17 protein-coding genes are annotated in these 21267 nt (G+C 67.1%); 9 read left to right on the top strand and 8 right to left on the bottom strand.

The genetic code is table 11. The features are described from left to right. Positions 1-10 precede the first annotated feature (10 nt). From HMPREF3097_RS04080 to rfbB, 3 genes are all read left to right on the top strand, one after another. Positions 11-1723 carry a cytochrome c biogenesis protein ResB gene (locus HMPREF3097_RS04080; protein ID WP_070761118.1) on the top strand — a complete coding sequence of 571 codons (1713 nt, stop codon included), beginning with the start codon at positions 11-13 and terminating at the stop codon, positions 1721-1723. 139 nt (positions 1724-1862) lie between these two features. Next, positions 1863-2978 (top strand): c-type cytochrome biogenesis protein CcsB, encoded by a 1116-nt coding sequence (ccsB, locus tag HMPREF3097_RS04075; protein ID WP_070761116.1) that lies wholly within the window; start codon positions 1863-1865, stop codon positions 2976-2978. Positions 2979-3019: 41 nt separating this feature from the next. After that, the gene (gene rfbB / locus HMPREF3097_RS04070) at positions 3020-4123 is read left to right on the top strand and encodes a dTDP-glucose 4,6-dehydratase (RefSeq protein WP_070761114.1); all 1104 of its coding nucleotides are present in this window, start codon (positions 3020-3022) and stop codon (positions 4121-4123) included. Positions 4124-4170: 47 nt separating this feature from the next. Here rfbB and HMPREF3097_RS04065 read toward each other — a convergent pair whose 3' ends face one another. Then, the gene (locus HMPREF3097_RS04065; protein ID WP_070761113.1) at positions 4171-5550 is read right to left on the bottom strand and encodes an MFS transporter; all 1380 of its coding nucleotides are present in this window, start codon (positions 5548-5550) and stop codon (positions 4171-4173) included. 42 nt (positions 5551-5592) lie between these two features. On the opposite strand from HMPREF3097_RS04065, the gene rfbC reads away from it, so the two are divergent. The 3 genes from rfbC to HMPREF3097_RS04050 are packed head-to-tail and all read left to right on the top strand — an operon-like array spanning position 5593 to position 8371. Then, positions 5593-6297 carry a dTDP-4-dehydrorhamnose 3,5-epimerase gene (gene rfbC / locus HMPREF3097_RS04060; protein WP_070761111.1) on the top strand — a complete coding sequence of 235 codons (705 nt, stop codon included), beginning with the start codon at positions 5593-5595 and terminating at the stop codon, positions 6295-6297. 6 nt (positions 6298-6303) lie between these two features. After that, the gene (rfbA, locus tag HMPREF3097_RS04055; protein ID WP_070761109.1) at positions 6304-7182 is read left to right on the top strand and encodes a glucose-1-phosphate thymidylyltransferase RfbA; all 879 of its coding nucleotides are present in this window, start codon (positions 6304-6306) and stop codon (positions 7180-7182) included. Between the two features lie 10 nt (positions 7183-7192). Then, positions 7193-8371, top strand: a complete 1179-nt coding sequence (locus HMPREF3097_RS04050; RefSeq protein WP_070761107.1) for a phosphotransferase family protein — start codon at positions 7193-7195, stop codon at positions 8369-8371. Positions 8372-8382: 11 nt separating this feature from the next. On the opposite strand, the gene HMPREF3097_RS04045 is transcribed toward HMPREF3097_RS04050, so the two are convergent. Continuing rightward, positions 8383-8694 carry a hypothetical protein gene (locus HMPREF3097_RS04045; RefSeq protein ID WP_070761105.1) on the bottom strand — a complete coding sequence of 104 codons (312 nt, stop codon included), beginning with the start codon at positions 8692-8694 and terminating at the stop codon, positions 8383-8385. A gap of 178 nt (positions 8695-8872) precedes the next feature. On the opposite strand from HMPREF3097_RS04045, the gene HMPREF3097_RS04040 reads away from it, so the two are divergent. Further along, a complete protein-coding gene (locus tag HMPREF3097_RS04040; protein WP_083317941.1) occupies positions 8873-9241 on the top strand; it encodes a DUF4229 domain-containing protein in 369 nt (122 codons plus the stop codon). A gap of 99 nt (positions 9242-9340) precedes the next feature. Here HMPREF3097_RS04040 and HMPREF3097_RS04035 read toward each other — a convergent pair whose 3' ends face one another. Continuing rightward, positions 9341-10222 carry a 1,4-dihydroxy-2-naphthoate polyprenyltransferase gene (locus tag HMPREF3097_RS04035; RefSeq protein ID WP_070761104.1) on the bottom strand — a complete coding sequence of 294 codons (882 nt, stop codon included), beginning with the start codon at positions 10220-10222 and terminating at the stop codon, positions 9341-9343. 113 nt (positions 10223-10335) lie between these two features. Between HMPREF3097_RS04035 and HMPREF3097_RS04030 the strand changes: the two genes are divergently transcribed. Further along, positions 10336-12327 (top strand): FAD/NAD(P)-binding protein, encoded by a 1992-nt coding sequence (locus HMPREF3097_RS04030; RefSeq protein ID WP_070761102.1) that lies wholly within the window; start codon positions 10336-10338, stop codon positions 12325-12327. On the opposite strand, the gene HMPREF3097_RS04025 is transcribed toward HMPREF3097_RS04030, so the two are convergent. Genes HMPREF3097_RS04025 through HMPREF3097_RS04010 form a run of 4 tightly spaced genes read right to left on the bottom strand, consistent with a single transcriptional unit; the run spans position 12324 to position 17634 of the window. Next, positions 12324-14060: a dipeptide ABC transporter ATP-binding protein gene (locus HMPREF3097_RS04025; protein ID WP_070761100.1), complete on the bottom strand. Its 1737-nt coding sequence runs from the start codon at positions 14058-14060 to the stop codon at positions 12324-12326. The two genes, HMPREF3097_RS04030 and HMPREF3097_RS04025, sit on opposite strands and share 4 nt — an antisense overlap. Next, positions 14057-14962 carry an ABC transporter permease gene (locus HMPREF3097_RS04020; protein WP_070761098.1) on the bottom strand — a complete coding sequence of 302 codons (906 nt, stop codon included), beginning with the start codon at positions 14960-14962 and terminating at the stop codon, positions 14057-14059. Before HMPREF3097_RS04020 ends, HMPREF3097_RS04025 begins: the two co-directional genes overlap by 4 nt. 3 nt (positions 14963-14965) lie before the next feature. Then, positions 14966-15943: an ABC transporter permease gene (locus tag HMPREF3097_RS04015; protein WP_070761096.1), complete on the bottom strand. Its 978-nt coding sequence runs from the start codon at positions 15941-15943 to the stop codon at positions 14966-14968. Further along, positions 15940-17634, bottom strand: coding sequence for a TIGR04028 family ABC transporter substrate-binding protein (locus tag HMPREF3097_RS04010; RefSeq protein WP_070761094.1), 1695 nt, complete (start codon positions 17632-17634; stop codon positions 15940-15942). Before HMPREF3097_RS04010 ends, HMPREF3097_RS04015 begins: the two co-directional genes overlap by 4 nt. Before the next feature lie 113 nt (positions 17635-17747). Between HMPREF3097_RS04010 and HMPREF3097_RS04005 the strand changes: the two genes are divergently transcribed. Beyond that, positions 17748-19904 (top strand): FAD/NAD(P)-binding protein, encoded by a 2157-nt coding sequence (locus HMPREF3097_RS04005; RefSeq protein ID WP_246821267.1) that lies wholly within the window; start codon positions 17748-17750, stop codon positions 19902-19904. Here the strand turns inward: HMPREF3097_RS04005 and HMPREF3097_RS04000 are convergent. After that, complete coding sequence (locus tag HMPREF3097_RS04000; RefSeq protein ID WP_070761090.1) at positions 19901-21247, bottom strand: AMP-binding protein; 1347 nt, start codon at positions 21245-21247, stop codon at positions 19901-19903. The genes HMPREF3097_RS04005 and HMPREF3097_RS04000 overlap by 4 nt on opposite strands. Positions 21248-21267 lie beyond the last annotated feature (20 nt).

Here is a 21267-nt window from a genome sequence, read left to right as displayed (position 1 = left end):
GGGCATTCTCATGACTGAGCGCAAGGCCGGTACGAAGCCGGGCGGGAATAACGTGGCCCGGCTGATTCTGGGCCTGCCCAAGCGCGGCTGGCAGTGGCTCACCAAGATGAAGACGGCCCTGGTGCTGCTCTTCCTGCTGGCCCTCGCCGCGATTCCCGGCGCCCTGCTGCCGCAACGCTCGCTGAACCAGGACAAGGTGGCCGATTACATCGCCGCCAATGGCAAGACCGCCGAGGTCTTCGACAAGCTGGGCCTGTTCGATGTTTTCAGCTCCTCGTGGTTCATGGCGATCTACGTACTGCTGTTCATCTCGCTGGTGGGCTGCATCCTGCCACGCAGCTGGGATCACTACCAGGCGCTGCGCTCCACCCCGCCGCGGGCCCCGAAGGTGCTCAAGCGGATGCCGAATCACATCTCCGGCACCGTGGACACCGAGCCGGAGGCGATGAAGGAGCTGCTGCGCCGCGAGTTCAAGGGCTGGCACATCGCGGAGACGTCCGCTGAGGACGACCGCGCGGGGCGTTGGTCCATCTCCGCGGAGCGTGGCTACCTGCGTGAGTTCGCGAACCTCGTCTTTCACCTCGCCCTGGTGGGCATCCTCGTGGCTGTGGGAGTCGGCCGTCTCACCTACTACGAGGGCCAGGCGATCATCATCGCCGATACGGAGAACTCCGAGTTCTGTAACTCCGCGGTCGGTAACTTCGACTCCTTCCGCCACGGGCAGCTCTTCGACGGCACCGGCCTGCACCCGTTCTGCATCAACGTCAAGAACTTTAAGGCGGAGTACCTGCCGAACGGGCAGGCAGTGGACTTCGAATCGGACATCGACTACGCCGTCGGCGATGCCGCCTACGAGCCGCACGAGAAGTGGGAAAAGACCACCCTGAAGGTTAACCACCCGCTGCGCCTGGAGGGCGACCGCATTTACCTGCAGGGCCACGGTTACGCGCCGACGTTCACCATCAAGTGGCCGAACGGCGAGACGGTGACGGAAACCACCCAGTTCCGTCCGGACGATCAGATCAACTTCCTCTCCTCCGGCGCGATGCGCTGGGACCCGCCGGCGGACATGTTCGACACGGAGCTGGAGCGGCGCAATAACCAGGTCGCCATCCAGGGGCTATTCGCCCCCACCGCGGAGTTCACCGGTGAGAAGGGTGCGCTGCTGACCTCCCGCTACCCGGCGATGACGGACCCGGCGGTGGCCATCGACGTCTACCGCGGCCAGACGGGGCTGGACGCCGGCACCGCGCAGTCCATCTTCTCCCTGCACCCGGAGCAGATGCATAACGGCCTGCTGGAGAAGCTGGATCGCGTGAACCTACGCGTCGGCGAGAAGGTCACGCTGGACGACGGCACCGAGATCACCTTCGACGGTGCCAAGGAGTTCATCAACATCCAGATTGGCCACGACCCGAGCCTGTACTGGGTCTTCATCTTCTCGATGCTGATGCTGGTATCCCTGGTGGTGTCCTTGGCGATTAAGCGCCGCCGCCTGTGGGTGCGCCTGGCACCGCGGGAGGACGGCCAGCCGGGGACCGTGGTCGAGATCGCGGGCCTGGCGCGCACGGACGCTGCCGGCTGGGGTGCGGAGTTCAACCGCACCGCGGAGCGGATCCTGGGCCTCGAGGAGGAGGACCTGGACGAGGAGCACCACGTATCCAGCGGTAGCTGGGAAGAGGATTTCGGCGACGGGCTTGACGAGCAGCTCCGCGATCGCTAATCCGTTTTTGCTGGTCGCTGCCACTATCCGGCGCCGCTGGAGTGTTGGATTTCCCGCTAGGCGGGGATAATCTTAGATGTGCAAGAGATGCGCCTTAGTCGGCGTATGCCTTTAGTCCGTTGAGGAATCGAAATAATCCATGCAGATTAATCAAGATCTCGCGCAGTTTTCTGACCTGGCGTACAAGACCACGGTGGTGCTGTACCTGCTCGCCCTGGCGGTGTCCCTGTTCTACTACGGGCTGGTCCGCCTGGCGAACGACGCCCGCCGCGAGCGCGCCCGGGTGCTGAAGAACGAGGCCACCCCGCAGGAGGCGAAGCGTCGCCAGAAGGTGGCGGTTGGTGCTGGCGCATCCGGTGCAGGCTCCACCGACGTCGCTGCCGATGAGGTCGGGGACGACGGCGCGGCCGACGTTTCCGGTATCGCGACCTCCTCCCTGGACGAGGCCGACCTGCCGGCGGGGCTGCGCACCGAAACGATCCTGCAGCGCGTGAAGCGCGCGGATACCTTCGGCGGGATTACTCAGGCGCTGGTGTGGCTGGCCATCGCCGTGCACGCCGCTTTCCTGGTGCTGCGCGGCATGTCCGCGAACCGCTTCCCGTGGGGCAACCTCTTCGAGTACGTCGCGGTGGTGACCCTGTTCGCCATGGTGGCCGCGGCTGTGGTGATCAACCGCCGCTCGATGCGCGTGATGTGGCCGTGGGTGCTGACCCCGGTGACCCTGCTGCTGTTCTACGGCGGTACGAAGCTCTACGCGGAGACCGCCCCGGTCGTCCCGGCCCTGCAGTCCAACTGGTTCGTCATCCACGTCTCCACCGTCTCCATCGGTGGCGGCATCGGCCTGCTCTCCGGCATGGCTTCCCTGATGTACCTGCTGCGCCGCTGGCACCCGAAGGGGCAGGAAAAGGGCTTCTTCGGAGCCATCGCCTCCCCGCTGCCGGATGCCTCCAAGCTGGACGCCCTGGCCTACCGCAGCGCGATCTGGACCCTGCCGATCTTCGGCCTGGGCATCATCTTCGGCGCGATCTGGGCGGACGCCGCCTGGGGCCGCTTCTGGGGCTGGGACCCGAAGGAGACGGTGTCCTTCATCACCTGGATCCTCTACGCCGCCTACCTGCACGCCCGCGCAACCCCGGGTTGGCGTGGCACCAAGGCTGCCTGGATCAACGTCATCGCTTTCGCGACGATGGTCTTCAACCTCTTCTTCATCAACATGGTGGTCTCCGGTCTGCACTCCTACGCTGGCCTGAACTAAACCACCGACTAGAACCCACGCTTGGAGTGTGACGCTTCCTCGTGACCGCTCAAACCGCTGACCAAGCGGCAGCGCCCCACCGCCGGTTGACCCACGTGCTGGTCACCGGCGGTGCCGGTTTTATTGGGGCGAACTTCGTCCACCGCACGCTGGCCACCCGCCCGGATGTGCACGTGCACGTCGTGGACGCGATGACCTATGCCGCCAATCCGCTGAACCTGCGCTCTACGGACGGTACCCCGTTGGAGGATGCCTATCCGGGGCGGTTCCGATTCACGCAGCTGGACCTCGCGGACCGGGATGCGGTGCTCGCCCTGGTCGACGAGGTCGCCGCCGAGGTTCCGGACGTCGACGGGCTGGCCATCGTCCACTTCGCGGCGGAGTCGCACAACGATAATTCGCTGCTGGACCCGGCGCTGTTCGTTCGCAGCAACGTGGATGGGACGGTGCACCTCGCCGAGGCGGCGGTGCGTCACGGTGTCTACCTGCACCACGTCTCTACGGACGAGGTCTTCGGGGACCTGGCACTGGACGAACCGCAACGCTTCACCCCGACGACCCCCTACCAGCCCTCCTCTCCCTACTCGGCGTCCAAGGCGGCGGCTGACCACATGGTGCGCGCCTTCGTCCGCAGCCTGGGGCTGAAGGCCACGATCAGTAACTGTTCGAATAACTATGGGCCGCGCCAACACCCGGAGAAATTCATCCCGCGTCAGATCACCGGCCTGTTGCAGGGGCAGCGGCCGCGGCTGTATGGCAAGGGGGATAACGTCCGCGACTGGATCCACGTCGACGACCACAACGACGCGGTCTGGGCGATTATGGACCGCGGCGAGCTGGGGCAGACGTACCTCATCGGCGCGGACGGGGAGCGAAATAACCTGCAGGTCGTGCGGGACCTTTTGGCGGCCTTCGGCCGGGAGCCGGATGACTTCGACTGGGTGAGCGACCGCCCCGGGCACGACCGCCGCTATGCGATCGACCCGTCCTCGATGCAAGCCCTGGGCTGGCAGCCGCGGTATACCGACTTCGCCGCGGGCCTGGCGGCGACGATCGATTGGTACCGCGAGAACCAGCAGTGGTGGGAGGACACCCGCGCGGCGGCGGAACGCCGCTACGGGCAAACGGAAAAGCTGCTGGGATAGAAAAACCCCGCAAGCCACGAGCTTGCGGGGCAGGTAGCCGGTGCGCTTTAGAGCTCGGCGTCCGCGAGGTTACGGGGGGTGCGCAGCAGCGCGATCACGGAGATCAGGCAGATCACCATCAGGTAGATGCCGACCGTCCAGATCATCCCGGTGCGGTTGAAGAGCATCTGGGAGATCATCGGTGCGAAGGCACCACCCAGGATGGAGCCCAGGGCATAGGCCACGGACACACCGGAGAAGCGCACTTCGCGGGGGAACATTTCCGCGTAGAGGGCGGACTGCGGGCCGTAGGAGAGGGCCAGGCCCGGGATGAACAGCAGCATGCCGATGCCGAAGATCCACAGCGAGCCGGAGTCGATGAGGAACCACACCGGCACCGCGATCACGATGAGCATGCCGTAGCCCCAGAGGAAGGTCTGCACCCGGCCGATGCGGTCGGAGAGCCCGCCGGAGTACATCGTCAGCACGATCCACGCCAGGGCGGCGACGACCACCCAGAGGAACACGCTGACCTGATCGTGGCCTAGCTCCTTCGTGGCATAGGAGCCCATGAAGGCGATGATCATATAGCCGGAGGCGTTGTTACCGGAGAAGATCAGCGCCGCGCGGATCACGAGACGCCAGTGGTCGCGCAGCAGCACACCCAACGGGGCGCTGGACTCGGCGGCACGCTCCCGCATTTCCTGGAACACCGGGGATTCGGCGACCTTGGCGCGCACGATGACGCCCACGATGACCAGCACGAAGCTCAGCAGGAATGGAATACGCCAACCCCAGTCGAGGTAGGCCTCCTGCCCAATGATCGCGGTGATGGCCAGCAGCACCACGGTGGACAGTGCCAGGCCGGTGGGCACGCCGATCTGCGGATAGGAGCCGAAGTGCCCGCGGCGGCCCTTCGGTGCGTGCTCCACGGCGAGTAGAGCGGCCCCGCCCCACTCGCCGCCCGCGGACAGTCCCTGCAGGATGCGCAGGAAGACAAGCAGCAGGGGAGCGGCGATGCCGATGGCGGCGTAGGTCGGCAGCACGCCGATCAGGGTGGTGGCCATACCCATGAGGATCAGGGTGCCCGCGAGCACCTTCTTGCGCCCGATGCGATCGCCCAGGTGGCCCGCGATGGCGGCGCCGAGCGGGCGGAAGAGGAAGCTGATGCCCAGCGATGCCCAGGCGAAAACCTGCGCGAGGCTGGGGTTATCGCTGCTCGCGGGGGCGAAGAACTGCGTACCGAACACGAGGCCGGCGGCTTGAGCGTAGATGAAGAAGTCGTACCACTCGATGGTCGTGCCGACGAGGGTGGCGCCAAGAATGCGCCGGTCTTCTGAACGGTTGGGAGAATCCATGCGCTGAAAGTTAGCAAAGGCTAAACACTTCGGAGAGGTTATGGAAAAATTCGCGCGTGCGACAACACGGGGGCGCTGCCTGGCGCGCACCGCACCGGCTGTCTGTCCGGGCTGGGCGCTAAAGTATGGGCTATGAGTACCGCAGAGCTGCCTGTTGACTTGCGTCCCCTGGACTCGGCCACCGAGCCAGCCATCGTCGACCTTCCGATCGCCGGCGCCTGGCTCTTCGCCCCGCGGGTTTTCGGGGACGCTCGCGGCAGTTTCCACGAGGGCTTCCGCGCCGCCCAGTTCACCGAGCACCTGGGCTACCCCTTCGACGTCGCGCAGGCGAATGTCTCCCGCAGCAGCCGGGACGTGGTGCGGGGCATCCACCTGGCCGAGGTGCCACCGGGGCAGGCGAAGTTCGTCAGCTGCCTGGCCGGGGAGGTTGTGGACGTGCTGGTGGACCTGCGGGTCGGTTCCCCGACCTTCGGCAAGCACGTCAAGATCACCCTCAGCGAGAAGAATAACTACGCGGTGCACGTGCCGATCGGGGTGGGTCACGGCTTCGCCGCCCGCTCCGAGACCGCGGTGCTGAATTACCTGGTCACCGAGGCCTATAACCCGGATCGGGAGTTCGGGGTGGATCCCTTCGACCCGGAGTTGGGCATCGACTGGGGCGTGGAGCGTGCCGATGCGGTTCTTTCCGATAAGGACGCCGCCGCCCCGGCCCTCGCAGAGGTTCACGCGCGCCTGGCTGATTGGCAGGAGGCACGTGGCTGGGAGCAGCAGCTGCGCCGGGAGTGGTCCGAGGCTCTCGACTTCGCCGATAGCTACGGCGAGCACGGGGAGGGCTAGATAATCATGCGCGGAATCATTCTGGCCGGTGGCACCGGTTCGCGGCTGTGGCCCATCACCTTCAGTGTGTCGAAGCAGCTGGTGCCGGTCTACGACAAGCCGATGATCTACTATCCGCTGTCCACCCTGATCCTTGCGGGGATCACCGAGATTCTCGTGATCACCACGGAGCGCGACGAGCGGGCCTTCCAGGAGCTGCTGGGGGATGGCAGCCGCTTCGGCGTGAGTATCGAGTACGCCACGCAGGAAGCCCCACGCGGGTTGGCGGAAGCCTTCATCATCGGTGAGGAGTTCATCGGCGACGAACCGGTCGCGCTGGTGCTGGGCGACAATATCTTCTACGGCTCCGGCCTGGGCACCCAGCTGCGCCGCTTTAACGAGCCGGATGGCGGCGTGATCTTCGGCTACGCCGTCGCCGATCCAACCGCCTACGGGGTGGTGGATTTCGACGAGACCGGGAAGGCGATCTCCATCGAGGAGAAGCCGGCGAAGCCGCGCTCCCCATACGCGGTGCCGGGGCTGTATTTCTATGGCCCGGACGTGGTGGAGATCGCCAAGCAACTTCAGCCCTCCGAGCGCGGTGAGTTGGAGATCACCGGCATCAACCAGGCCTATCTGGAGCAAGGCCGCCTGCACGTGGAGGTGCTGCCCCGCGGCACGGCCTGGCTGGACACCGGCACGATCGACGACCTCAACGGCGCCAGCGACTTCGTCGGCGCGATCGAGAAGCGGCAGGGCCTGAAAGTCGGCTGCCCAGAGGAGGTCGCGTGGCGCATGGGGCTGATCAGCGACGAGCAGTTGCGGGATAACGCCGACGCGCATGGGGCCAGCCCCTATGGTCAATACCTGAGGCAATTGTGCGCTCAGGCGGAATGGGAAAAGTGAGGCAACGAGAGTGACAGAGCAGCAGGACGGCTTTTCTTCTGGGAACTTCCAGCCCATCGGCAAGCTGAGCGCGAAGGACATCCGCACCGGCAACATCGACCGGGCGGACGTGGCGCACGACTACAGCCGCGAGGACCTGCGCCCGGAGACCCTGCCGATCTTCATCAAGCTGATCTGGCAGGACCTGGCCTGGGAGAACATCCTCCTGCCGAAGCAGGGCATGGACCACGCCGTCATCTTGCTGGAGGGGGTACGCAGCGACGAGGGAGAGTTCGCGGACATGGTCCCGAACCGCGTCATCGTCCGCGCACCCTACACCGAGGCCTACCGCCTGCAGGCCTCCCGGGAGTCCGGGGTGATCGCGGCGCTGGGGCACCGCTCCAACGCCCGCCTGCCGCAGACGGTGCGCCAGGCCCACGTGCCGCGCCGCTTCACTGGCAACCAGCGGCGTATCCGGGTGACTCTGCTCTCCGTCATCGACGGCACCCCGTTGGACGCGAATGTCTGGCAGCAGATGAACGCGGAGCAGCAGGAACTCGTTATCGAACAGCTGGGCAGCCTGCTGGCGGCGATGCACACGATGAACTCCAGCCTCCCGCCGGCCAGCAACCTGGAGAGCTGGTGGGCCGACGGCCCGGGGCAGAGTGACGCGACGGGCGTCCACGAGGTCGGCGGGGTGCCGATCAGCCCGGCCACCGAGGGGGCGCAGCACGGGCTGAACTACACGGAGCGAACCCTGCCGGGCAAGCACGAGGTGATGCGCCACCGCATGGTCGAGGTGCTGAAACCCGAGCTCTCCGCGGCGGAGTACGCCCGCGCCGAAGGCATCATGGCCGAGGTGGACGACATGCTAGCCCGCACGGACCTGCGGCGCTGCTTGACCCACGGTGACCTCTCGCGGGAACACCTGCTGTGGCTACCCGACCAGGGCGTGGGCGTGTTGGACTTCTCCGATATGACGGTGGGCGATCCGGCGCTGGACTACGCCCACTTCGAGACGATCGCGCCGGGGCTGACGAAGCGGATCTTCGACCACGCCGGGGTGGCCGCGGAGGACGTGGCAGACCCGCAGGTGGTCTTCGAGGATGAGGACCTGCTGGAGCGGGCGAAGCTCTACAAGCGCTGGGATAACCTGTTCCTGCTCATCGACCACTACCGCACGGGGCGCTCCCCGCGGGTGGAGATTTAACGCGGCCGGGCCTAGTCCTGGGCGGGCGGGTCCTGCTGGTCCTCGTCCCGCTGGCGGCGGAGGCGCTCCCGCTTTTCGCGCTCGGCCTCTTCCTCGGCTAGGCGTTCCTGCTCACGGCGCTTCTTGAAGCGTTCCTTCTCGATATTCCACAGGAAGTCCGGGTCGTCGTCCGGGCCCTTCGCTCGCGGCTGCTGATCGAGCTGCTTATTCTGCCGGCGGCCTAGCTGGCCCACTGAGGAAGAATTGCCGCTGCCCGGCCCGAAGGCCTTCCACAACATCACGAGCGTGATGATGACCAGGATCAGGATAATGAGGCGACCCAAGGGTGCGATTCTCCTTCAAGGCATAAAAATCGGCGTAGTTTCTCCCCTCGACTCTAGCCACCTCACGGGCTCGGTGGGTAGGAGAAAAGCGGCGGGAATACGGTGGCGGACCGGGGTGACGTCCTAAAAATAAAGCGCAATTGGTGCCCAGCGAAGCAGTGACCGTAGGCTGGACGGCGTGACTAATAAGCAGAATCCGCAAGACCCATCCCAGGTTGAACCAGCGCTGCCGGGGCCGCCCGGGCAGAAGCCGAAGCTCGGCTCGAAGGCCTGGCGGGATGTTTTGCTATACGGATTCCTGCGGCTGGTGCTGTTCCTGGTGCTGACGTTCGTGATCCACTCGATCGTGATCCTGCTGGGGATGGCGAACTTCTTCCCGCTGCTGATGAGCGCGCTGCTGGCGCTCATCCTCGCGCTGCCGCTGTCCATGATGATGTTTAAGAATCTGCGGCTGCGCGTGACCGCGCAGATGGCGGAGTGGGATTCCGCGCGGCGCGAGCACAAGCGCCAGCTGCAGGAGCAGCTGCAGGACCGCCTGCACGACTAGAGCAGCGAGGATCAGCGGGGGCCAGCGGGGCGGACAGTGCGGCTGGAGCTGCGCAGGTGAGTGCGCAGCGGGGGAGCAGCGTCGGAGTGAACTAGATGGCTAGATAAACGCTGCGACCAGCATCATCACCGACCACAGCAACATGCCGCGGCCAGTGAGCCCCAGTACCGGGATCAGGCCCTTGCCCTGCGCGCCCTTGCGCACCGGACCGGAGGCCAGCACCCACAGCGGCACTGCCAGCAGGCCCAGCAGGGCAGCGAGCTGACCGAAGGCCAGCGCGATGGTGAGCACCACGGAACCGCCGACCAGGCTCAGCCACAGCGCGCGGGTGCCCGCATCGCCCAGGCGCACGGCGAGGGTGATCTTGCCGGTGACCGAGTCGGTCGGGATGTCGCGGAGGTTATTGGCCAGGTTCACGGACGAGGAGAGCGCGCCGATCGTCACCGCGAGGCCGAGCCCGCGCCAGGTGACCTGCCCGGACTGCGTGAACTCCGTGCCCAGCACTGCGACGAGGCCGAAGAAGATGAAGACCGCGACCTCGCCCAGGCCCCGGTAGCCATAGGGGTTTTCGCCGCCGGTGTAGAACCAGGCTCCGGCGATGCAGACCGCGCCGATGAGGATCAGCCACCAGGCGCTCAGCAGGCTCAGCGCGATTCCGGCGACCCCAGCCACCCCGAAGCAGGCGAAGGCGGCGTACTTGACGAGCTTGGGCTCCACCAGCCCGGAGCCGGTGAGGCGCAGCGGGCCGGAGCGGTCGTCGTCGGTGCCGCGGATGCCGTCGGAGTAATCGTTCGCGTAGTTCACGCCGATGATCAGCGCGAGCGCGACCACGAGGGCGAGTAGTGCCCGTGGGAAGGATGCCCCGCCGGTGGTCACCGCGGCTGCTGTTCCGGCCAGCACCGGGGCGATGGCATTAGCCCAGGTGTGTGGGCGGGCGCCTTCAAGCCAGTCGGCGGCGGTGGCGGTGTTGGTGGCAGACATACGCGACGGTCAACCTTCCTTCGGGCATGGGCGGATGCAAACTGTTTACTCTACTCGCTTGGGCGCAGGACTGAGCAGCCAGGCTTGTCCGGGTTAATCCGTAGGGTGGGGCCATGAGCAGTGTTGAGCGCAGGATCGCGATCATTGGCGCGGGGCCACGGGGGATCTCTGTGCTGGAGCGGATCGTGGCTACCTACCGGGAGCTGGCGGAGCAGGGTGCGGCACCCGAGCGCCTGGCCGTGGCCGTGGTGGACGACGTCCAGCCCGGTGCGGGACGCGTCTGGCGCACCGACCAGAACTTCGACCTGTGCATGAACACGCTGGCCGACGCGGTGACCCTGTTCCCGGAGCCCGGCTCCAGCGTGCACTCCCCGTTCCTCGAAGGCCCCACCATGTACGAGTGGATCATGCTGGTTCGTGGCGAGGAGCTGGGCGAGCAGCGCGATCCGCGCGGGGCGAAGGCGGCGCTGTTTTCCCGGCAACCGGTCCAGCCGCTGAGTCACCGGGCAAAGGACATAGACCAGGCCGAACCGAATACGCACCCGCCGCGGGGCCTATACGGCGAGTACCTTCGCTGGGCCTTCTCCGCGGTGCTGGGCATGGTCCCGGAGGCCATCGAGGTGACGGTGCACCGCTCGAAGGCGGTGGGGATCGAAGCGGCGGCAGACGGCACGGACACCATCGAACTTGCGGACGGCACCCGCCTGCGCGCACACGCGACCGTGCTCGCGCTGGGCTGGCTGGATACTGAGCTGGCCCCGGAGGAGCGGGAGCTCGCCGCAGCTGCGAGCACCCACGAGCAGCTGGAGTGGATCGCGCCGAATAACCCAGCTGATCAGGACTTCTCCACTGTTCCCAGCTGGGCGGAATCCGGTCAGGAGATCCTGATCCGCGGTTTGGGCATGGGGTTTTTCGACGCTATGTCCATGCTCACGGTCGGCCGGGGCGGAGCCTTCATCCCCGACGTCACCGCGCTGGCGGGATTGCGCTATCAACCATCTGGGCGGGAACCGCGGATCCTGGCGATGGCGGGCCGTGGCTACCCACATCAGCCCCGCCCGGAGTTTTCGGGCATGCCGCCGCGCGCGGAGCTACGCCGCCTGGGCCGGGCGATCGCCCAGCTCGATACTCCGCTGGACCCCAATAGCCTGGACTTCGGGGAAACGCTGTGGCCAGCACTGCTGCGCGACGCACAAGAGGCCTACTACCGGGTTCTGCTGGCGGCCGAACCTGACGTCCTAAAAAAGGTCGGTGAGATCATCGACGACCCGGCCACCGACCCGCTGAACATGCACGAGGACACCCGCCTGGACGGGCTGGTGGACCCGGAAAAACGATTCAACATCCCCTGGGAGAACAACCCGGTCTCTCATCTGGAGGACAAGGCGGAGGAAGCGGGCGAGGAGTTGACCATCGACTCCTTTACCCGGACCCTGTTCGACCACCTCCTTGCAGACTGGCAGGAGGCGCAGCGCGGCGAAAAGTCCCCGGTGAAGATGGGGCTCTTCAGCTTCGGCGCGGCGATGAAACGGATCGCCCTGGTCGACGAGCCGGGGCGGTTTACGCAGGCGTCCCGCGAGGAGGAATACGCGTTTTTCGGCAGCATCGCCCAGATGGTGAGCGTCGGCCCGCCCGCCTTCCGCACCGCCGAGCTGCTCGCTCTCATCGACGCTGGGCTGGTGCGCTTCCTTGGCGCGAAACCGGAGCTCACCGTGGACGAGGAGACCCCGGCGTTTCGGGTCCGTTCCGCGACGACGGGGGAGGAAGTGTGCGCGTCTGTGCTGATCGAGGCGCTGATCCATGACCCGGATGTGCGGCACACGGCCTGCCCGCTGAGCAGGCAGTTGCTGGCACAGTCCCGGATGCGGGCTTGGGCCTGGGGCGATGGCTCCCTGTCTGGCGCCCCGGAGGTGGACCGGGAAACGGGCCTGCTTATTGGCCAGTCGGGTCAGCGCGACCCCCGGGTGCACATGCTGGGTGTGCCGTTGCGGGAGGTGCGGGCAGATATGACGAACTCACCGAAGGTGGGGGAGGACCCGGTGATCTTCCAGGAGACGGACGCCGCCGCCCGCTCTGCACTGCGGATCTCCATGTCCCGACCCTAAAGCCCCAGGTTGAACACGCCTTCGCGGTAACGCTGGCCCGGGATGGCCCGCAGCAGCTGACGGGTGAAATCGTGCTGCGGATCGTTGAAGATCTCCTCGGTGAAGCCCAGCTCCACCTGGCGGCCCTTGCTCATCACGCTGACCGTGTCGCTGATCTCCCGGACGACGGCGAGGTCGTGGGAGATGAACAGGTAGGTCAGGCCCAGCTCCTCCTGCAGCTCGTTGAGCAGCTCCAGGATGCGGGCCTGGACGGTGACGTCCAGCGCGGATACGGCCTCGTCGAGAACCAACAGCTCCGGCTCCAGGACCAGTGCGCGGGCGATGGCCACGCGCTGGCGTTGCCCGCCGGAGAGCTCCCCGGCACGCCGGTTGGCCAGTGCCTCGGGGAGGCTGACCTGATCCAAGACCTCGGTGACCTTTGCGCGGATCTGTGTCCGCGTCAGCGAGCTGAGGTTTCGCAGTGGCTCGGCGATCGCCGAACCGATGGACTGGCGCGGGTCCAGCGAGCCATAGGGGTTTTGGTAGACCATCTGCAGCCGACGGCGCAGTTGGCGCGGGTCCTTGTCCGCGAGCTCGTTGATGGCAGCGCCCTCGAGGTAGGCGGCGCCCGTGCTGGGCTCCTCGAAGGCGCAGATCATGCGGGCGAGGGTGGATTTGCCGGAACCCGATTGCCCGACGATCGCGTGCGTGGTGCCGCGGGCGACGGAGAAGCTCACGCCGTCGACTGCGGTGAATGCTTCTTGGCCGCGCGCGGGCTGGAACTGTTTGCTCATCGAGCTGACGCGCAGCAGCGGGGGAGTGGACTCCTCGGAGTCGCGTGCCGCCGGGGTAGCGGGGGTCTTCTCTTCGGGGTTCACCTCGCCGCCAGGAGCGTCGGCCGCCGGGGCACTGGCTGCCTTATGCTTCCGGGCGCGCTCCGGTTGGCGCACCGGGTTGGTGAGGCCAGGCGCATCATCGAGCAGCCGTCGGGTGTAGGGGTGCCGCGGATCGCCGAGGATGCGGCCGGTGAGCCCGGCCTCCTTGACCTGGCCGGATTGCATGACCACCAGCTCGTCGGCCCGGTCGCTGGCCACGGCGAGGTCGTGCGTGATGAGCAGCACGCCGATGCCGCGGTCTTCCCGCAGTTGGTCGATGAGGTCCAGGATTGTCTGCTGCACCGTTACGTCCAACGCACTGGTGGGCTCGTCGGCGATGATGAGGTCCGGTTCGGTGGCCAGCGCGGCGGCGATGAGGGCACGCTGCCGCATACCGCCGGAGAGCTCGTGCGGATACTGGTCATAGCGCAGCTCGGGGTTGTCGATGCCCACGGCCTCCAGGAGCTCGATGACGGTTGCCCGGCGCTCCTGTGTGCTGGGATTGCCCAGCACCTGGCGGTGAATGCGCAGCACCTCGCCCACCGAGTCGCCGATGGTCTTCACGGGGTTCAGCGAGGTTCCGGGGTCCTGCGGGATGAGCCCGATCTTCAGGCCGCGGACGCCGCGCCACTGCTGCTGCGTGATGCGGTTCAGGTCCTGCCCATTGAGCTCGATTTTTCCGGACGCCGACGCGTTGGCAGGCAGCAGCCCCATCGTCGCCATGGCGGAGGTGGATTTTCCGGAACCGGATTCTCCCACGATGGCGGTGACCCGACCGGGGGCGACGGAGAAGGACACATCCGTCACCGCGTGCACGGGGCCGTGGGCGGAATTGTACGTGACCGCGAGGTCGGTGACCTTCAGCAATGGGGTGGTCATGAGCGGGCTCCTTCCCGGTCGCGGAGGACGGTGCTGAGGTGGTTGGTCGCCAGGACGACGAGGACGATGGCTAGGCCCGGTAGGACGGTCAGCCACCAGGACGTGGCGATGAAGTCCCGGCCCTCGGCGATGATCAGGCCCCACTCGGGCGTCGGTGGCGGAGCACCGTAGCCCAGGAAGCTCAGGGTGGACAGCTGCAGGATGGCGCTGCCGAACTGGAGGGCCGCCAGCGCGAGCACCGGGGTCAGCGAGTTCGGCAGGACGTGCCGCCACAGCACGGAGGCACGGGTGCCGCCGGAGGCGTAGGCGGCCTCGACATAATCGGAGGACGCCACGCCCAGCACCTCGGAGCGGGCGAGCCGGGCGAACATCGCGACGTTGGTGATACCCACGGCGATGGCCGCGTTGATCGAGCCGTAACCCAGCACGATGATCACCGAGAGGCTGAGCAGCAGGGCCGGGATGGCGAGCAGGACGTCCACGATGCGCATGATCAGCGTGTCCACCCAGCTGCCCTTACCACCTGTGCTGGAGCCGCGCCGGGCGCGGGAGGACCCGGCGATGACACCCAGCAGGGTGCCGATGATCATGCCGAGCAGAACCGCGATGAGCGCCCCGAGCAGGGACTGCCGGGTGCCCCACACCACGCGGGTGTAGAGGTCGCGGCCGACGGCGTCGGTGCCGAACCAGTGCTCGGTGCTCGGCGGCAGCAGCGGGGCGGTGCTACCGGAGTTCACGGGGTCGCCCGAGGCGAACAGCCCCGGCACGAGTGCCCAGGCCAGTGCGATGACAACGATGAGCCCGGAGACGACCGCGCCCCAGCCCGCTTTCCGCGGGCGGGGAAGGTTGCGACCGGTTAGCCGGGAGCGCAGCGAGGGCCGAGAGGTCAGTGTGGTGGTCATGGTTTAGCCCCTCCCATTCGTGGTGGCGGGTTGTGCGCCCCGGCTGCGCAGCCGGGGGTCGAGCACCGGGTACAGCAGATCGACGGCCAGGTTGACCAGCACGTAGACCGCGGCGCTGATGACGACGACGGCCATGAGCACCGGGGTATCGCGGTTAGATACGGCGTCCACGGTCATCGCGCCGATGCCAGCGCGGCTGAACACGGCCTCGGTGACCACAGCGCCGCCGATGAGCTCACCGAAGGTCAGCCCGGCGATGGTCAGTGCGGGAAGCATCGCGTTGCGCAGGACGTTGCGCCACAGCACCCAGTGGTGGCTGGCCCCACGGGCCCGCACCACGGTGACGAAGGGCTGGGCCGAGGCGTCCTGAATCCCGCGGAGCAACACCTGGGCCATCGGCGCGGACAGCGGCAGGGCGATGGCGATGGCGGGCAGGATGATCGACTGGGTCGGGGAGGCGTCGATGACGGGGATCCACCCCAGCGTGAAGCTGAACACCTGGATCAGGATGATGCCCAGCCAGAACGGGGGCAGTGCGATCAGCAGGGAGGGGACGCTCGCCAGAGTATTGGCCAGCCAGCGGCTGAACCGGTTGTTGCGGCCTGGGGCGGCGAGCGTGGCCAGGGCCAGAGCGATCACGCTGGCGAGCAGAAAAGCCACGAGCGCCAGGGCGAGCGTGTTTGGCAGAGCAGCGCCCAAAGCGCTGGTCACGGACTCGCCGTTCATCAGGGAGTTTCCGAAGTCCCCGCGCAGCGCGCCGGTGAGAGAGCTGATGTAGCGCACGAGGGTGGGCTCGTCGGCGCCGTACACGTCGCGCATCTGCTGGATCTGCGCCGGGGAGAGCCCAAGCTCGGGGTCGGCGTAGCGGGTGGCCACCGCATCCCCGGGCAGTGCGGTGAGCAGGATGAATGCGAGGGTGAAGGTGGCCCACAACACGAGGATCGCCTGGCCGATGCGGGCGAGGATCTGGCGGCCGGTCATGGCTGGGCCTCCTTTCGGGTCAGGTAGAACCAGGGTCGGCCGATGCTCTCGGCGCGGAAGCCGTGGACGTGTGGGTGCACGCCGAAGACCTGCGGTTCCTCGAAGAAGGGCAGGACGTAGGCGTTATCGGTCAGGTGCTTCTGCACTGCCTTGGAGGCTCGCGCGCGAGCCTCCTCGGTGGGGGACTGCGCGACGTCGAGCAGGAGCTGCTGGAGTTTCTCATCGCCGATGGATTCGTCGGGGTGCATGTTCAGCAGCGCGTTGCGGTTCTCGGAGTAGTACTGGCTTTTAATGACGTCGTAGTCGGCGCGGCCCACCATCGTGAGGTTGAGCTGCACCTGATTCTCGTCCGTCTGGGCTGCCTTTTGGGCGGCGACGTCGCCGGGGTGCAGCTGCGCGTCGATGCCGACGGCGCGCAGTTGTTGCTGCAGCATCGTGACGACCTCCCGGGTGCGGGGTTGCTGTGGGGCGTCGTTGACGACGAGGCGCAGGCGCTTGCCGTCCTTGGTGCGGATACCGTCGTGCCCGACGGTCCAGCCGGCCTCGTCGAGGAGCGCGCGGGCCTTATCCGGGTTGAACTCGTAGGCACCCTTCTGCTCCTCGTAGCCCTGCGCGGTGTGGGCGAGGGTGGAGGTGGCCAGCGGGTAGGAGTCGGAGAACAGGGTGCGCAGGATCTTCTCGCGATCCACGCCGGCGATGATCGCCTGGCGCACCCGGATGTCCTGCAGCAGCGGGTGGCGGAAGCGGAAGGCCAGGCCGTTGTTCACGCCGTTGGTCGGTGCTGCGTGGATGTTGATTCCGGCCTTGGCGAGGTGCTTTTCCTCCGGGGCCTCGATTTGGCGGGCGATGTCCGCCTGCCCGGCCTTGAGTCCACCGACGCGGACGCTGTCCTCCTTGGCGACGACGACGCGCACGGTGTCCAGCTCCGGACGCCCGGTGTTCAGGCCGCGCTCGGCGAAGACCGGTGGCGCCCAGTCGTAGTCCTCCCGGGCGCTCAAGGTCAGTTCGCGGTTCCGCTTCTCGCCGGTGATGACGAAGGGGCCGGAGCCAATGACCTTGCGGGCAGAACCAGGGGCGAAACCCTCGTCTGTCATGTCCAGGGAGGCGTTGGCCAGCAGCCCGGCGTTGATGGAGCTGGCAGCCTGGGGGAAGCCGGGCTCGGGCTCGCTGAAGTGGAAGCGGACGGTGGAATCGTCGATAACCTCGCCGCGCTCGTAGGAGCTGATCTGTTCGGAGGCGGTGAGCTTGTTCTCCGTGTTCCCGAGGCCGAAGAGGTCGAAGTTCTTGACGACGTTCTCCGCGTCCAGCGGGGTGCCGTCGGAGTAGGTGACCCCGTCGCGCAGGCGGAAGGTGAACTCGGTGGCGTCCTCGTTGACCTCCGGCAGGTCGGTGGCGATCCACGGGTGGAGCTCGAGGGTGTCCGGGTCCTGCCACAGCAGCCGGTCGGTGATGTTGTTGACGACCCCGCCGTTGGGGTAGAAGCCCGCGGTCGGCGGGTAGAGGTTATTGAAGGGGAGGGAGTCGAGGTAGGTCAGCTCGGCGGGGTTGTCCTCGGAACCACCGGCGCTGCTGCAGGCGGTGAGTCCGCCGAGACCGAGGACGACGGCGGTGAGCAGGGTGATCACCGATCTGATGGGGCGCCGGGTACGGCGCCTGGACGTGCCCTCGGTGCGGGGCAAGCCGGGGGACATAAGTATTCCCTCCTATGGATAAAAATGAACAGATCTGTCTATAAGGGGTGAGGGCAAGGGTACCACGGAAAAACCTGCACGATAAGATGGCCTACATGACCAGCCCAAGGACCATGACCGATTCAACGCCCACCATCGCGATCATCGGAGGTGGCCCGCGAGGTATTTCCATCCTGGAGCGCCTCGCCGCCGAATACCGCCAGCTCGATCCGAGTAAAACCACCACTCACCTGGACATTCATGTGGTTGACGAGGTGCGGCCGGGGGAGGGGAAAGTCTGGCGCACCGACCAGACCAAGACCCTGTGCATGAACACTCTGGCCGATGCGGTCACCCTCTTCACCGAGCCCGGAGCTACCGTCACCGCGCCCGTGCTGGAGGGGCCGACCATGCACGAGTGGATCATGCTCATTCGCGGCGAAGAGCTGGGCCCAGAGCGGGATCCGCGCGGAAAAAAGACAGATCTGTTCACTCGCCTCCCACTGAGCGTCGGGGGCGAACACGCCTCGCTGACCTCGAATAACGATGGAGCCCAGGCTGCGGAGCGCCTGTCGGACGGGACGGCAGGGACCGGAGAATCCGCCCCCACCGTGGGTACGGGGTGGTCCCTGGCGGAATACGCCGCGGAGATCGCCGATACCCGGCCCGAATCGCACCCCAGCCGTGCGCTCTACGGCGAGTACCTGCGCTGGGTGTTCAGCGTGGTGCTGGGCTTGCTCCCGGAGGGGATTTCAGTGCATCAGCACCTCGCCCGCGCCACCGAGATCGAGGAGGTGCCGGCGGGCTCCGCAACCGGGGCAGGCGCCGGGAACGGCGACGCCGAAGGCCAATCAGCCCGCGACCGCATCACTCTGGACAACGGCACCACGATCCTCGCGGACGCCACCGTGCTGGCCATCGGCTGGGCCGACACCACCCCCGATGCGATGGAGAGCTTCACCGCATCCGCCGTGGATATGCACCCAGCCCTCACCTGGGTTCGCCCCGGCAATCCCGCCGACCAGCAGATCAGCCAGATCCCCTCCTGGGAAGAATCCCAGGAGGAGGTGCTGGTCCGCGGCCTGGGCATGGGCTTCTTCGACCTCATGGCCATGCTCACCATCGACCGCGGTGGGCGCTTTATCCCGGACGCCGAGGCCCGCTCGGGGCTGCGCTATGAGCCCTCCGGCCGGGAGCCGAAGCTCGTGGTGACCTCCCACCACGGCTACCCGTACCAGCCGAAGCCGGTCTTCGGCTCGCTGCCCCCCGCGGCCTGGCTGCCCCGCTTCAAGGCTGCTGTTGCGGAGCTGGATCTCGCACAGATCCCGGCGAACAGCCTGGACTTCGGCGAGACCCTGTGGCCGGCGATCCTGCGGGACGCACAAGAGGCCTACTACCGGGTCCTGCTGGCAGCCGAGCCTGACGTCCTAAAGAAGGTCGGCGAGCTCATCGACGACCCGGACACCGACCCGTGGCGGCTGCACGAGGACGCCCGCCTGGACGGTCTGGTGCTCAAGGAAAACCGCTTTGACCTGCCGTATCACGCCGATCCCGTTGCGCGTTTCGCGGAGCAGGCCGGGGAGGCGGGCCAGAGCATCGACGAGCTCACCGCGCGCATTGCCGATGGCTTGGCCGCGGACCTCGCCGAGGCACAGTCCGCTCGCGATTCGGCGGTGAAGATGGGCCTGCAGGCCATCGGTGCGGCCCGCAAGCCCGCCGCCGTCGTGGACGAGCCCAGCCGGTTCACCACCGAGTCCCGCCGGGGTGCCTATGCGGAGCTCAAGCGTGTGGGCCAGATGGTGGGCTCCGGGCCGCCGGCCTTCCGCACCGCCGAGCTGCTGTGCCTGGTGGACGCCGGTTACGTTCGCTTCCTGGGCGCGCACCCGACGATGGTGATCGACCCCGAAACACCCGCGTTCGTCATGACCTCCCCGGTGACCCGGGAGGAGCCAGTGGAGTCCCGCACCCTGGTGGATGCGTGGCTGCACAAGCCGGACGTGCGCAGCACCGCCGATCCGCTGAGCCAGCAACTCAAGGATGCCGGCCGCATGCGCACCTGGCTGCGAGGTGATGGCTCTACCTCCCGTGCCCCGGAGGTCGAGCTGGCAACAAGCCGCTTGATCCACGAGGACGGGCAGGTTGATCCGCGGGTGCACATGGTTGGCATCCCGCTGCAGGACATGCGCGCGGATATGACGATTTCCCCCATGCCACGCACCGACCCGCTGATGCTGCAGGAGACGGACGGTGCGGCCGTCTCCGCGCTGCGGGTGGTGACGGAGAACCTCTAGTTCGCGGCGACGGCCTGGCGGGCGAGCTCCGCGATCGCGATGCGATCCAGCTTGCCCGGGCCGGTCTTCGGCAGCTCCGCGACGGCGAAGGCGCGGCGCGGGATGAGGTAATCCGCGCAACCGGCCTCCCGCATGGAGGAGCGCACGGCGTCGGTGACCTCCACCGGCTCGCCGGAAGCTTCAGCACCAGCGGTGCGCAGCACGGCGACCACGGCCTCGCCCCAGTGCTCGTCGGAAACACCAGAAACACAGACCTCGGAGACCGCCTCGCCGTCCACGACCGCGTGGGAGCGGGTGGCGTTCTCCGACTGCTCGGGAAGCACCTTCACGCCACCGGTGTTGATCGCGCCGTCGGCGCGGCCCAGCACCCGCAGCGTGTCCCCGTCCAGGGCGCCGATGTCGCTGGTGCGGTACACCCCGAGCTCGGGGAAGCAGTCCTCGTCCTTATTGCGGTAACCGCGGGCGACCATCGGGCCTTCCAGGACGATGCGGCCGGCGCCGTTGGCGTCCGCGTCCTCGATGCGCACGGTCGCGCCCGGCAGCGCCTGGCCGTCGTAGACCATCCCCCCGCTGGTCTCGCTGGAACCGTAGGTGAGGACGTAGTTCACACCCGCCTCGTCCAGCTGCTGGCGGGCCTTATCGCCCAGCGCCGCACCACCGATGAGGACCGCGCCGAAGAGCTTCAGCGCCTCGATGCCTTCCTCGGACTCCAGCAGGGAGTGAACCTGCGGCGGGACCAGGGAGGTGTGCAGGTCCTCGTGCGGGAAGCGCTTCTTCAGCGCGGCGGCATCGGCTGCGAAACCGGACACGCTAAAGCCCGTGCCCTCGATCAACGCGGTGGTCGCGACCGGGGTGAAACCGGCCATCATGCCACGCAGAATCACCTGCAGACCCGCGATGTGGTGGGCCGGCAGGGCCAGCAGCCACGGGCCCGGCTCCACCTTCAACTTCTTGCGCAGCACCTGCTCGGTGGCGCGGGCGGAGGAGCGCAGGTTCGCGGCGGAGAGCAGCGCGCCCTTCGGGGTGCCCGTGGACCCGGAGGTGGTGGCCACGAGGGTGCCGGCCTCGACCGGCTCGCCTGCCCGCATGACCTTCTTCAGCTCGTCGCTGGCACCCGCGTCCGGGGAGTCGGCGGCGGGGACGGGCAGGATCGAGCTGCGCCCGTCCAGCACCTGGGAGAGCATGCCGCGGGCAGCCTTGAGGTTCTTCGCGGAGACCTCGAAGGCCTCGAGCGTTGCCATGCCGGTGCCGTCGTCGATCTTCGCGGGGTAAATGAACTTCGAGTGTCCGTCCCCGCGGTCGCCGAAGCGGCCTAGTTCTTGCGTCTCATTATTAGTACTCACCTGTCCGACTCTACTTGGCT

This window comes from Corynebacterium sp. HMSC27B11, from assembly GCF_001815985.1.
In the GTDB taxonomy this organism is placed as follows: Bacteria; Actinomycetota; Actinomycetes; order Mycobacteriales; family Mycobacteriaceae; genus Corynebacterium.
Note: the sequence above shows the minus strand (reverse complement) of the source record. Positions and strands in the feature narration are given on the sequence as shown.